Origin of the sequence: Massilia sp. Root335, from assembly GCF_001425685.1 — a bacterium.
Taxonomy (GTDB): Bacteria; Pseudomonadota; Gammaproteobacteria; order Burkholderiales; family Burkholderiaceae_D; genus Telluria; species Telluria luteola.
In genome coordinates this window covers 211,974-226,861 of sequence record NZ_LMCY01000011.1, presented here as the reverse complement: position 1 = coordinate 226,861, position 14,888 = coordinate 211,974, and the positions used below count along the sequence as shown (strand labels likewise).

General features: G+C 71.7%; 2 protein-coding genes. Both read left to right on the top strand.

Features of this window, described 5'->3' with window-relative positions; genetic code table 11:
* The first annotated feature begins 17 nt into the window (after positions 1 to 17).
* Positions 18 to 5,873, top strand: coding sequence for a beta-ketoacyl synthase N-terminal-like domain-containing protein (locus ASC93_RS08865; protein ID WP_267874937.1), 5,856 nt, complete (start codon positions 18 to 20; stop codon positions 5,871 to 5,873).
* A gap of 240 nt (positions 5,874 to 6,113) precedes the next feature.
* On the top strand, positions 6,114 to 14,888 hold the full coding sequence (locus tag ASC93_RS08860) for a beta-ketoacyl synthase N-terminal-like domain-containing protein (protein WP_056440189.1): 8,775 nt from the start codon (positions 6,114 to 6,116) through the stop codon (positions 14,886 to 14,888).

Sequence of the window (14,888 nt, the reverse complement as noted above, 5' to 3'; positions counted from 1 at the left end):
CGCGCGAGCCGGTCGCCGTGATCGGCATGGCGGGGATGTTCCCGCAGGCGCGAAACCTCGACCAGTACTGGGACAACATCGCGCACGGCCGCAACTGCGTCGGCGAGATTCCGCCGGGCCGCTGGGACATCGACGCGTATTACCAGGCAGGCGATCCGGCGCCCGGCAAGACCAACTCGCGCTGGATGGGCCATCTCGACGAATACGACCTGTTCGATCCGCAGTTCTTCGACATCTCGCCCAGGGAAGCGCTGAGCATGGACCCGCAGCAGCGCGTGTATCTGCAAACCGCCTGGCATGCGATCGAACACGCCGGCTACGACCCGCGCGCGCTGTCGGGCAGCCGGTGCGGCGTGTTCGTCGGCTGCGGACCGGGCGACTACCACCTGCTGTCGCGCGACCTGCAGACGAGCGCCCTCGGCTTCACCGGCGGCGACACGGCCATCCTCGCCGCGCGCGTGTCCTATTTCCTCAATCTGCAGGGGCCGTGCCTGTCGATCGAGACCGCGTGCTCGTCGTCGCTGGTCGCCATCGCGACCGCCTGCGACAGCCTGGTCTCGGGCGGCAGCGACCTGGCGCTGGCCGGCGGCGTGGGCGTGATGAGCGGGCCCGAGCTGCACATCAAGATGGCGCAGACCGGCATGCTGTCGCGCGACGGCAGGTGCTTCACCTTCGACCGGCGCGCCAACGGCTTCGCGCCGGCCGAGGGCGTGGGCGCCGTGCTGCTCAAGCGCCTGTCCGACGCGGAGCGCGACGGCGACAACATCCTGGCCGTGATCCACGGCTGGGGCGTGAACCAGGACGGCAAGACCAACGGGATCACCGCGCCGAATCCGGATGCGCAGACGCGGCTGCAGCAGGAGGTCTACGACAAGTTCGGGATCGATCCCGCCGCCATCCAGATGGTCGAGGCCCACGGCACCGGCACCCGGCTGGGCGACCCGATCGAAGTCGACGCGCTGAAGGCGTCCTTCGGCAAATACACCGACAAGACGGACTACTGCGCACTGGGTTCGGTGAAGAGCAACATCGGCCACTGCTTCACCGCGGCCGGCGTGGCGAGCGTCATCAAGGTCGTGCTGGCGCTGCGCCACAAGCAGCTGCCGCCGACGATCAACTACGAGCAGCGCAACGAGCACATCGACCTGGCGGGCAGCCCGTTCTACGTGAACGACCGCCTGCGTGCCTGGGAACCCGGCGCGGCCGCGCCACGCCAGGCGGCCGTCAGCGGTTTCGGTTTCGGCGGCACCAACGCGCACCTCGTCATCGGCGAATACACGGCCGCCGCCGCGCGGCCGGCGCCCGCCGTCGTCACGGACAACGGCAAGGTCATCTTTCCCTTGTCCGCGCGGACGGCCGAGCAGCTGCGGCAGCAGGCCGCCAACCTGCTGGACTTCATCGGGCGGCACGGCCGCGCCCTCGATCCGCTCGACGTCGCGTACACGCTGCAAGCCGGCCGGGATGCGATGGACGAGCGGCTCGGCATCCTGGCCGCGTCGCTCGACGAGCTGGCCGCACAGCTCCAGGCCTGGCTCGCCGGCGGCGCCGGCGACGGCATCCTGCACGGCCGCGCGAGCGAGGGCCGGGAAGCCACCAGCCTGCTGCGGCGCGATGCCGACATGCGCGAGACCATCGTCGACCGGCTGGTCGGCCAGCGCCAGCTCGCGAAACTGCTCGACCTGTGGATCAAAGGCCTCGACTTCGGCTGGCAGCGTCTCTACGGCAGCGCCACGCCGCGGCGCATCCCGCTGCCGGCCTATCCGTTCGCGAAGGTGCGCTACTGGATCGACGGCGCCCGCTCCGGCGCGGAGACGAAGCCCGCCGCCGGCGCCCCGGCGGCGGCGATCCACCCGCTGCTGCACCGGAATACCTCGAACCTGCGCCAGGTCGGCTACGGCAGTGTGTTCCGTGGCGACGAGGCTTTCGTCACGACGCTGCCGGACGGCGCGAACGCCGTGTCCGGGTCCGCCTGCCTGGAAATGATCCGCGCGGCCGTTGTGCAGGCGTCCGGCGCCGGACCCGCCGTCACCATCGACTTGCACGACCTCGCGTGGGGCCAGCCTTTCGTCCCCGGCGCGGGCCGGGAGCTGACGGTTGCCCTGTGCGCGGAGGCGGACGGCGCGATCGACGTCGAGATCTATAGCCAGGACGGTGTGGCGGAAACCGTCCATTGCCGGGGACGGGCGATGGTCGGGGGCGCCGCCGGGCCGGACGCCGTCGCGGGCGGCATGCGCGTCGCGCTGCCCGCGCCGGGCGGCGACGGCTTCGTGCTGCATCCGCTGCTCGTCGAAACCGTCCTGGCGGCGTGGATGGATCGGGAGCACGGCGCGCCGGCCGGCCACGCGTGGCTGCTCGCGGGCGCGCGGCGGGTGCGCATCGCGGGGCCGTGCGTGGGCGCGGCCACGGCGCGCGTCCGCCCGCATGCGGGGGACGACGCGCTGTTCGATATCGAAGTGGCCGACGAGCGCGGCAACCTGTGCATCGACATCGCCGGCCTGGCGCTGCGCGTGCCCGCAGGCCGGGCCGTCCAGCCGGCAGCGCCGGCGCCGCAGCCGGCGATCAGCGAAGCGCGGCTGCTGCAGGCGCTCAAGCAGAGCCTCGCGGACGCGTTGTTCCTGGACGCCGCGGACATCCGCGTCGACAAGCCGTTCATCGAACTGGGCCTGGACTCGATCGTCGGCGTCGAATGGGTGGATGCGCTGAACAAGGCTTACGACATCAAGCTGCCGGCCGCGCGCCTGTACGACTACCCGAACCTGGCCGAGCTGGCGGCATACCTGCACGGCGGGATCGCACCGGCCACGCCGGCCGCACCCGCCACGCCGGCCGCGGCGCCAGTGCCGGTGCCGGCAAGCGCCGACAAGCCGCTCCAGTCCACGCTCCAGCAGGCGCTGAAGGCCAGCCTGGCGGGCGCGCTGTACCTGCCGGAATCCGAGATCCAGGTCGACAGGCCGTTCATCGAACTGGGCCTGGATTCCATCGTCGGCGTCGAGTGGATCAACGAGATCAACAAGACCTACGGCATCAAGCTCCCCGCGACCCGGCTGTACGACTACCCGAACATCGCCGCGCTGGCCGCGTTCCTGGCGCAGCAGGCGGCGGCGCCGCCCGAACCCGCCCCGGCCGCCATCGCGCCCGCGCCGGCGGCCGCCATCGCGCCCGCTGCGTTCCCCGTGCTGGCGCGGGCCGCACGCGCCGCGCAACCGGCGCCGCGCCCGCGTGCCGGGTCTGGCGGCAGGATCGCGGTGGTCGGCATGTCGGGCCGCTACCCGCAGGCGCACGACCTCGACCAGTTCTGGCAGAACCTCGTCCAGGGGAAGAATTCCGTCACCGAGATTCCGCCGGCGCGCTGGGACGTGAACCAATACTACGACCCGGACCCGAAAAAGGACGGCAAGATCTACTGCAAATGGATGGGCGTGCTCGACGACATCGACTGCTTCGATCCGCTGTTCTTCCGCGTGTCCCCGGCGGAAGCCGAGAACATGGACCCGCAACACCGCCTGTTCCTGCAGGAGGGCTATCGCGCCTTCGAGCACGCGGGCTACTCGGGCAAGGCACTGAGCAACACGAAGTGCGGCGTCTACGTGGGGAACATCGGCACCGAATACGCGGACCTGGTGTCCACATCGGTGGACATCACCGGCAACAACCCGGCGATCGGCGCCGCCCGCATCGCGTACTTCCTCAACCTGAAAGGGCCGGCGATTTCGATCGACACCGCGTGTTCGGCGTCGCTGGTGGCGATCCACCTGGCCTGCCAGGGCCTGCTGAACCACGAGACCGACATGGCGCTGGCCGGCGGCGTGAGCGTCTGGCTGCGTCCCGAAACCTATATGGGGATGTGCAAGGCGGGCATGCTGTCGCCGGAAGGCCGCTGCAAGACCTTCGACAATTCGGCCGACGGCTTCGTGCCCGGCGAGGGCGTGGGCGCGGTCGTGCTCAAGCGCCTGGAGGATGCCGAGCGCGATAACGACGTGATCTACGGCGTCATCGCGGGGTCGGCCATCAACCAGGACGGCAAGACCAACGGCATCACGGCGCCGAGCGTGAACAGCCAGATCGAACTGGAGCGCGACCTGTACGCGCGCTGCGGCATCGACCCGGCGACCATCGGCTACGTGGAGGCCCACGGCACCGGGACCCGGCTCGGCGACCCGATCGAGCTGGAGGCGCTGGCCACGGTGTTCAAGGAGAAGACGGACAGGAAGCGGTTCTGCGCGCTGGGATCGGTGAAGAGCAATATCGGCCACACGTCGGGCGCGGCGGGCGTCGCCAGCCTGCACAAGGTCTTGCTCGGCATGCGGCATCGCACGCTGGTGCCGACCCTGCACGTGGCGAAGGAGAACGCCCTGTTCGATTTCGACGATTCGCCGTTCTACGTGTCGAAGCAGGCGCGCGCATGGGACGCGGCCGGCGGCGCGCCGCGCCGCGCGACGGTCAGTTCGTTCGGATTCAGCGGCACCAATGCCCATCTGGTGGTCGAGGAGTATGTGCCGCGGGCCCGCACGCCGGTTGCGGGCGGCGCGGGCACCCACCTCATCCCGCTGTCGGCGCGGACCGGCGAACAGCTGCGCCAACGGGCGCAGGACCTGCTCGCGTTTCTCCGCGCCGGCACGCAGGCGCCGGACCTGGCCGCGCTGGCCGCCACCTTGCTCACGGGCCGCGATGCGATGGACGAGCGTCTGTGCCTGGTGGCCGGCTCCGTCGCCGAGGCGGCGGCGGCGCTCGACGCCGGGCTCACGGGCGCGCAGGCCGCCGCGCATGCGTACCACGGCAAGGTCGAACGCAGCGCGGACGGCGTCGTCCTGCTGGCGCAGCAGGGCGGGATGGACGCGCTGGTGCGCGACTGCGTGGCGCGCGACGACCTGGCGCAGTTGGCGCAGCTGTGGGTGCGCGGCCTGGACCTGGAATGGCGCCAGCTGCACGGCGCGGCGCAGCCCGTGCGCATGGCCCTGCCGACTTATCCGTTTGCGAAGAAGCGGTGCTGGGCCAATCCCGGCGCCGTGCCGAAGCGTGCGGCCGCGGCGCCGGCCGGCTACCCGCAACCGCGGCGCAATACGGCGGCGCCGGGACAGCCCGGCTACAGCTGCACCGTCGACGCGCATGCCGGCTGCCTGGTCGAGCAGGCGGGCCGCAAGGTGCTGCCTGCCGCCGCGTGTCTCGAGATGATCCGTTTCGCGATGACGGATGCCGCCCCCGCCGCCGCGGATGGCGCGCCGCTGCGGCTGGAGCACCTGGCGTGGGGCCGGCCGCTGGTGGCGGGCGACAGGCAGCTCGACATCGCGCTGATGCGGCAGGGCGACGGCGTGGTGAAGTTCGAGGTCTACAGCCTGGGGCTCGACGCCGGCGACGAGATCGTGCATTGCCAGGGACAGGCCAGGTTCGCGCCGGCCGCCGCGGAGCGCATCGATATCGGGCGCCTCCAGCGCCGCGCGGCACAGGAGGCGGACGGCGGATTGCTCGTGCCCGTCGGTCCGCTCACCGGCGCCGCGGCGCCGGCGGACGCACTGTTCGACGCCGCGCGGCGGCTCACCGAACGCGCGGATCGCCGTCCCGTGCATCCCGCGCTCCCGTTCGCGCTGGACCTGCTCTGCATCGGACCGGATGCCGCGCGCGCCGCGTTTGCGTGGGTGCGCCATGCGGACGGCGCGCGGCATGACGTCATCCGGCTCGACATCGACCTGTGCGACGCGCAGGGCGAGGTGCTCGTCCAGGCGCGCGGCCTGGCGTTCGACGCCGTCCGCACGGGCGCCGACGTGCCGGCCGCGCCGCCGGTCGCGGGCCGTCCGGCGATCGTGCTGGACGATCCGAAAGGCCCTGGTGCCGCGGCACCGGCCGCGCGTGCGCCGGTGCAGATCACGCTGCACTGAACCATCCCCACCTCCGGTCCGGGCCGGCTTTTCGAAGCACGGCCCGGACCCGTGTCCGCATCGCCCTCCAGGAAACTACATGTTCGTGTAGTTCTCCTTCCGCACAGCGCGCGATACAGTTTTCGCGTCGCCTCATCAAACCGCTCCCGAGTGACGCACGCAAACGTGACGTTACACGGCGGAGCCTGCCCGGCTTCCGGCCCGCTCCCGACGCCACCGTCGGCTCTCTCAAGTTCTCACATGACTCCTGACGATCTCCAGCAAGGAAACGGTACGCCTTCCGCCGTCACGCTCGAACACGACGGCAACGGCATCCTGTCGCTTCGCGTCGCCGGCCGCGATGGCTTCGACGCCGAACTGGCCGCGCAACTGGCGGCGGCACTGGACACGGCGCGGCATGACCCGGCGGCGAAGGTGCTGGTGCTGCGCGCCGGCGGCGCGAGTCTTGCCGGCGGCGGCCGCGCGGCCGTCGACGGCGCGCTGGCGCGGGGCCTGGTGCGGGCCGTCGCCGCCTTTCCGTATCCGCTCGTCGCGGCCGTGCGCGGCGACGCCATCGGCGCGGGATTCCTGCTCGCGGCCCTGTGCGACTTCCTCGTGTGCAGCGACACCGCCAGCTATGGCTACGCCTGCCCGGACGGCGCCACGTTCCACACCGCCGGGGAAGACCGGCTGCTGGCCGAACGTTTCGGGCCGGTGCACGCCACGCACCTGCTGCGGCGGCGCACCGGCCAGGAACTCGGGGCGCTGGGCTGGCCGTGTCCCGTGCTGGCAGACGGCGACGTGGATGCCCACGCGGACAAACTGGCCGCGCAGCTGGCCGCCAAGACCCCGGAAAGCCTGCGGCTGCTGAAGCAGCACCTGGGACGCGACCTGCTGGCGCTGGCGGATGCGCTGGCGCCGGCGCCGGCACATGCGGACGCCGAAGATGCGCCGAACGCGCGGATCGCGGCGCCGGGCAAGCACATACGGCTGGACACCGATCGTGGCGCGACGCTGGTCGTCCGGGTCGGCACGAAGAAGAAGTACACCGGCCGTGCGCTCGCCGCCGACCTGGGCGCCGTGTTCGCGCAACTGGAGCCGGCGTCGGCCTACCGCGCGGTGGTGCTCGTGAGCGACTATCCCGGTTTCCTGCCGGAGGCCGACGCCGACACGGACGCCGGCACGGTGGCGGCGCTGCGCGACGTGTTCCTGCTGGCGCCACTGCCGGTCGTCGCCGTCCTGAACCCCGCCGCCCACGGCAAGGCGTGGCTGGTGGCGCAGTGCTGCGATCGCGTGGTGTACCACGACGATGGCCGCCACAGCGCCGCGAGCCTGCTGCACGGCGACGCGCTGTCCGGGCTTGCCGCCTGCATGTTCGCGTGGCGTCTGGGCACGGACGCGGCGCGGGACATCCTGCTGCCCGGCACGGCCTGCGCGGGCAGCGAGCTGCGGCGGCATGCCGGGCCGCTCGCCGTCGCGCCCGCGCACGAGGCGCCGGCGCGCGCGCTGGCGCTGGCCGGGGACTGGTCGGCCTGGCCGTGGACAGCCGTGCGGTCGTGGAAGGAGGGGGCCAGCGCGATCCTCCGTGAGCACATCGGCGCCTTGCCGGCGCCGGCAGCGGCTCCGGTCGCCGACGGGGAGGCCACGGCCGCCGGCCCGATCGCGCTCGCGTCCAGCGTCGTCTCCGCCGTCGCCCATCCCGGCGGCATCGTGGAAGTGACGATGCACGACCGCGCATCGAAGAACATGTTTTCCGAAGCGTTCGTGCGCGGCATGGCCGAAGCGTTCGCGCACATCGACGCCGGGGATTACAAGGTCGTGGTGCTGACCGGCTACGACACGTATTTCGCATCCGGCGGCACGCGCGCAGCGCTCGAAGCGATCCAGCAGGGCACCTTGAAATTCACCGACGACCGGACGTTCCGGCTGGCGCTCGACTGCAGGATCCCCGTGATCGCCGCGATGCAGGGCCATGCGATCGGCGCGGGCCTGTCGATGGGCCTGTTCGCCGATTTCCCGCTGCTGTGCGAGGAAGGAAAATACGTCAGCCCCTACATGGCGTATGGTTTCACGCCGGGCGTCGGCGCGACGCTGGTCCTGCCCGATCGCATGGGCCGCGACCTGGCGCGCGACAGCCTGTTCACCGCTTGCGAACATGACGGCGCCGAACTGCGCGCACGGGGACTGGCGCTGCCCGTGCACCCGCGCGCGGCGTTGCGCGATGCCGCCATGGCGCTGGCGGCCACGCTGGCGCACAACCCGCGCGCCAGCCTGGTCCGGATGAAGGATCACCTGGGCCGGCACCTGCGCGGGCGGCTGGACGAGACGTGCCGGCGCGAGCTGGCGATGCATGAACACACCTTCGTCGGCCAGGCGGAGACGCTGCAGCGCATCCAGGCCGCCTTCGGCTCGGGGCAGCAGGCCGGCGGACTGGCGGTGGCGCCGGCAGGTGCGATGGCCGCGCAGGCCGCGGACGTCGTTGGCACGCTCAAGCTGCTGCTGGCGCGCGAACTGCACCTGGAACAGGACGAACTCGACGAGCACACCCAGTTCACCGACCTGGGCCTGGATTCCATCAGCGGGGTCACCTGGATCCGCAAGGTCAACCTGGAGTACGGCCTCGCGCTCGACGCGACCATCGTCTATGGCTTTCCCACGCTCGCCCGGCTGGGCGCGCACGTGAAGGAGCAGGTGGAAACGCGCGGCACCGCCGGCGGCGCGCCCGACTTCGCAGAGATCGAGGCGGGCAAGCTCGGACGCGGGAGGCCCGCGCCGGACAGGCAGGTGACGGTGTCGCTCGCGCCGATCGCACCCGTCGCCGCCGCGGCGCCCGAGGACGCGCCGGCCGCCGTCGTCGCGACGATCCGGCGCCTGCTGGCGCGCGAACTGCACCTGGACGAGGCGGAACTCGACGAGCACACGCAATTGTCCGACCTCGGCCTGGATTCGATCACCGGCGTCACCTGGATGCGCAAGGTGAACGAGCACTTCGGCCTGTCGCTCGACGCCACCATCGTCTACAGCCATCCCACGCTCGCGAAGCTGGGCCGCCACGTGCGGGAGGTCGCGCACGACCGCGGCGCCGCCGGCGCCATGCCGGACTTCGCGGAGCTGGAGACGAGAAAGCTGCGCACGCCGCTATCCGCGGCACCGGAGGCCGCGCTTGCGCCGGCCGCGCCCGTGCGCGAACTCGTCTCCTGGCGCCGGCAGGCGCCTGCCGCCGCGCCGGCCGCGCCGCGCGTCGAGGGCGTGCCGGAACCGGTCGCCGTCATCGGCATGGCCGGCCAGTTCCCGATGGCGAGGAACCTCGACGAATACTGGCGCAACATCGCCGAAGGCAGGGATTGCATCAGCGAGGTCGCGCCGCAACGCTGGGACGTGGCGAGGTGGTTCCAGGCCGGGGAACCGGCGCCGGGCAAGACGAATTCGAAATGGCTCGGCCAGCTGGAAGACTACGACCGGTTCGATCCGCTGTTCTTCAATATCTCGCCGGTCGAGGCGAAGGCGATGGATCCGCAGCAGCGCCTGTTCCTGCAGGCGTGCTGGCAAGGCATCGAGCACGCCGGCTACAACCCGAAGGCGCTGGCGGGCAGCCGCTGCGGCGTGTTCGTCGGCGCCGCGGGGAACGACTACGGACTGCTGTCGCGCACGAGCCAGTTGAGCGCGCACGGCTTCACCGGCAATGCGAGTTCGATCCTGTCCGCCCGCATCGCCTACTTCCTCGACCTGCAGGGCCCCTGCATGGCCATCGACACGGCCTGCTCGTCGTCGCTGGTGGCGATTGCGACCGCCTGCGACAGCCTGGTGTCCGGCGCCAGCGACCTGGCCCTGGCGGGCGGCGTGTACGTCGGCGCCGGCCCGGCCATGCACATCATGACCGCGCAGTCGGGCATGCTGTCGGCCGACGGCAAGTGCCATACCTTCGACCAGCGCGCGAACGGCTTCGTGCCGGGAGAAGCGGTGGGCGCCGTGCTGCTCAAGCGCCTGTCCGACGCGGAACGCGACGGCGACGTCGTCCACGCCGTGATCCGGGGCTGGGGCGTCAACCAGGACGGCCGGACCAACGGCATCACCGCACCGAATCCCGTGTCGCAGGCGCGGTTGATGCGGGACGTCTATCGCCGGCACGGCATCGATCCGGCCGGCATCCAGCTGGTCGAAGCGCACGGCACGGGCACCCCGCTGGGCGATCCGATCGAGGTCGAGGGATTGAAACAGGCGTTCCGGGACCATACGGGCAAGACCGGATACTGCGCCCTCGGCTCGGTGAAATCGAATATCGGCCACTGCCTGACCGCCGCCGGCGTGACGTCGTTCATCAAGACGGTCCTGGCGCTCCAGCACAAGCAGTTGCCGCCCACGATCCACTTCGAACGCCTGAACCCGCACATCAGGCTGCAGGACAGCCCGTTCCACGTCAACGACCGGCTGCGCGACTGGACGCCCGAGGGTGGCGCGCGCCGCCAGGCGGCCGTCAGCTCGTTCGGCTACAGCGGCACCAACGCGCACGTGGTGGTGGCCGAATACGCCGCGCGTCGCCGTCCGCAGGCCGCGCCCGCGGCGCCCGTGGCGCTGGTGCCGTTGTCGGCGAAGACCGAGGAACAGTTGCGCCAGCGTGCGCGCGACCTGCTGGCCTTCCTGCGCGGCGCGGGCGAGTCGTGCGCGCTGGCGGACGTCGCCTACACGCTGCAGGTGGGCCGGGAGGCGATGGAGGAGCGGCTGGGCTTCCTGGCCGAATCGACGGCGCAGCTGGCAGAGCAAATCCAGGCCTGGCTCGACGGCCGCGAGGACGGCGCGCATGCCTGGCGCGGCAGGGTCCGGGCCAACAAGGAAGGCTTGACGCTCATCAGCGACGACGACGAGCTGAAACAGACCATCATCGCGAACTGGGTCGCCCAGAACAAATTCGCCAAGCTGCTGGCGCTGTGGACCAAGGGGCTGGACCTCGACTGGCACCTGTTTTATCGCGACGGTACGCCGCGGCGCATCGTCCTGCCGACCTATCCGTTTGCCAGGGAACGCTACTGGATCGACGCCGCCGACGAACAGGCCCTGCTGCACCCGCTGGTGCACCGCAATACCTCGACGCTGAGCCGCCAGCGCTATGCGTCGGTGTTGTCCGCGCCGCTGACGCGCGACGACCTGCTCGACATGGCGCGCGCCGCGGTGGCGCTGGCCTCGCCCGAACGCGACGGGCAGGCCATCGAACTGTCCGACGTGGCATGGGATGCGCCGTTCGCGCCGGCCGGAAGCACCGAGATCCGGATCGAGCTCGCCCCGCACGCGGCCGATCGTGTCGGCGTCGAGATCGCGAGCGCCGCCGGCGTGCATTGCACGGGCCAGGCGCGGTTCGTCGAACAGGCGGCCGCCACGGCGGATCCAGCCGGCGCGCTGTATTTCGAGGAGTACTGGCGCGCCGAGGAGGCGGCCACCGGCGCGGCGCGGACGGCGGACGCCCGCGCCACGGTAATCTTCGGCGACGCCGGTTCGGCGGCCGTTCCCGGCGCCAGGCTGGTGGTGGACCGGACGGCCGATATCGAGGCCGCCATCCGCCAGGCCGCGGGCGCCGACGCGCAACCGGTCGCGGTCGTCCATGAGTGGGCCAGGGGACGCGGGCAGGAAGGCGTCCATCTGCTGTTCGACCTGTTCCGCGCCGTGCAGGCCTGCGGCGCCCTGGTGGCGGACGTCGTGCTGGTCGGGCAGTACGATCCGGCGCAACGCGATACGGCCTGGGATTACGCGTGGATCGGCTTCGAGCGTTCGCTGCGGCTGGTGCTCCCCGACGTGAAGATCGCGCTGCTGTACACGGACGGACCGGCAGCCACGCCGGCGCAGCGGGTCGACGCGCAGCGCTCGGGCGGCGTGATCTGGTACCGGCACGGGCAGCGCAGCGTGCTCGCCTTGCGGCCGGTGCAGGCCGGTGCGCAGCAGGCGCCGCTGCTCAAGCAGGGCGGCACCTACCTGATCACGGGCGGCTGCGGCGCGCTGGGCATGAAGTTCGCCCGGCACCTGGCCGGCGAGTACAACGCGAAGCTGGTGCTGCTGGGCAGGCGGGCGCCGTCGCCGGACATCGACGCGCAGCTCGCCAGCCTGCGCCAGGCCGGCGCCGCGCACGCGGAATACGCGGCGGTCGATGTCGGCGACGCCGCGCAGGTGCTGCGCTGGGCGGGGGCGCTGGGCTTGCCGCTGTCCGGCGTGTTCCATGCCGCGGGCATCGAGGCCGCCCGGCCGTTCCGCGACAAGGCGCGCGCCGAGATCGATGCCGTGCTGCTGCCGAAGACGGCCGGCACGATGCTGCTGGACGAGGCGTTGCGGGACCAGCCGCTCGATTTCGTGTGCCTGTTCTCGTCGTCCGCCGCCATCCTGGGCGACTTCGGCGCGTGCGATTACGCGATCGCCAACCGCTTCCAGATGGCGTACGGCGAATGGCGCCGGCAGGCCCGGTGCGCGGGGAAGACGGTCGTCGTCAACTGGCCCTTCTGGGCGCAGGAAGCGGGGCAGCGCGGCGGCATGGGCGCCGGCGATCCGGCGCAAGCGGCCTTCTACCTCAAGAGCAGCGGCCAGCAGGCGCTGGGCGCGCGGGACGGGCTGCGCATCTGCGAGGACCTGCTGCACGCCGCGCGCACCCAGACCCTCGTCATGCTTGGCGAGCCGGCGCGCGTGGAACGGTTCCTGGCCCGTGCCTACGGCGCCGCCGAGCCGCGGCGTCCGCTGGCGGCAGCGCTGCCGGCACTGGCTCTGCCGGCGGTCGCGGGCGGCGCCCTGGTCCGCGAGCGCCTGCGCGCCGAGTTGCGGCGGCTGGTGTGCGCCAGCGCGGGCATCGATCCGGCGCGGCTCGACGACAGGACCAATCTGGCCGACGTCGGGTTCGATTCCATCAGCCTGGCGGGCCTGGCGAAGCTGTTGTCCAGCCACCTGTCGCTGGACGTGACGCCGGCCCTGTTCTTCAACCATGCCACCGTCGGGCAGCTCGCCGATCACTTCGCGCAAGACCACGAGGCGCACTTCGCGGCCTTGTACGGCCAGGGGCAGGGCGCGCAGGCACCGGCGCCCGTGCCCGCACCGGCCGCGGCGAGCCGGCCGGCGTCCCCGGGACGGTTCGCGCCGGCGCCGGCGCCGACGCCGGCGGACCGGCGGCAGGAACCGATCGCGATCGTCGGCATGGCCGGCCGCTTCCCGCAGGCGGACGACGTGGACCAGTTGTGGAACCTGCTGGCCGAGGGCAGGAGCGGAGTGACCGAAGTGCCGGCCGCGCGCTGGGACTGGCGCGACTACTTCACCGCACCCGGCCACGTCGGCAACGTCATCAGCACGAATATGGGCGGCTTCGTCAACGGCGTCGACGAGTTCGACCCGCTGTTCTTCGAGATTTCTCCGGCCGAGGCGGAGGAGATGGACCCCGCCGAGCGGCTGCTGCTGATGGAGGCCTACCGCGCCATCGAGGACGCGAGGACGTCGCCGGGTGCGCTGCGCGGGACCAATGTCGGCGTGTTCGTCGGCATGGAGGAGAGCCAGTACAGCCTCGTCACGGACGCGCAGGGCGTGACGACGGCCGGCGCCGCGATGATCTCGTCGCGCCTGTCCTATTTCCTGGACCTGCACGGCCCTGCGATCGCCACCAACACGGCGTGCTCCTCGGGCCTGGTCGCGCTGCACCAGGCCGCGATGAGTTTGCGCCAGGGCGAATGCGACGCGGCGCTGGTGGCCGCGGTCGCGCTCAACCTGTCGCCCAAGGCGTGGCTCAGGATGAGCGAGGCGCGCATGCTGTCGGCGCATGGGCAATGCCGCAGCTTTTCGAAGGACGCGGACGGCATCGGCGTCGGCGACGCGGTGGTGGTCCTGATGCTCAAGCCGTTGGCGGCCGCCATCGAGGCCGGCGACCATGTCTACGGCACCGTGAAAGCCAGCGGCATCAATTTCGACGGCAAGACGAACGGCGTCACCGCGCCGAACGGCCGGGCCCAGGCCGATCTGATCGAGCGCGTGTATGCCGGCAGCGGCATCGACGTCGGCGACATCTCCCACGTCGTCGCGCACGGCACCGGCACCCGGCTCGGCGACCCGGTCGAGATCAATGCCCTGAACGACGCCTTCCGGAGGCTCGCCACGGCGCCGCGCCGGACGAAGTGCGCCGTCACCAGCTGCAAATCGAACCTCGGCCACACGATGGCCGCGTCGGGCCTCGTCAGCGTGGTGGCGCTGTTGAAGGGACTGGAACACGGCCGGATTCCCGCGAGCCTGCACTGCGATGAAGAGAACGACTACATCGACTGGGCGGCCAGCGACTTCTACGTGAACAAGACGACCACCACGTGGCAGGGCATCGACGGCAAGCCGCGCATGGGCGCCGTGAGCGCGTTCGGCCGCAGCGGCACCAATGCCCACGTCGTGATCGAGGAGCACGTGCGGCCGGCTGCGCGGCGGCCGGACGACGAAGCGGGAGACGCGACGGTCATCGTGCCGCTGTCCGCGCGCGGGCAGGACCCGCTGCGGCAGAAGGTGCGCGACCTGCTCGATGCGATCCGCACTCGCGCCATGCGCCTGGAAGACATCGCGTACACGCTCCAGGTGGCGCGCGAGCCGATGGAGGAGCGCGTGGCCTTCGTGGCCGGTTCGCTCGACCAGCTGGCGCGCGGCCTTGCCGCCTTCCTCGACGGGACCCCGGACGGCGCATCGGTCTTCCGCGGCAGGGCGGACGGCAGGAACGAGGGCCTGCAGGTGATCCAGCACGACGAGGACATGCAGGCCGCGATCCTGAGCTGGGTGAACGGCAACAAGCTGCACAAGCTCGCCGCGCTCTGGGCCCGGGGCCTGGAGCTGGACTGGCGCCTGCTGTACGGCGGCCGCCGCGCGCTGCCGGACCGGATCGGCCTGCCGCTCTATCCGTTCGCGCGGGAACGCTGCCGGATCGACGGTCCGGCCCCGGCCGCGGCGCAGGGCGACCTGGCGTCGATCGCCGGCATCCTCGACCAGGTGGAGCAGGGCGCGCTGGCGGCGGACCTGGCAAGCGCGGTGCTGAAGAAGATCGCCATCTAG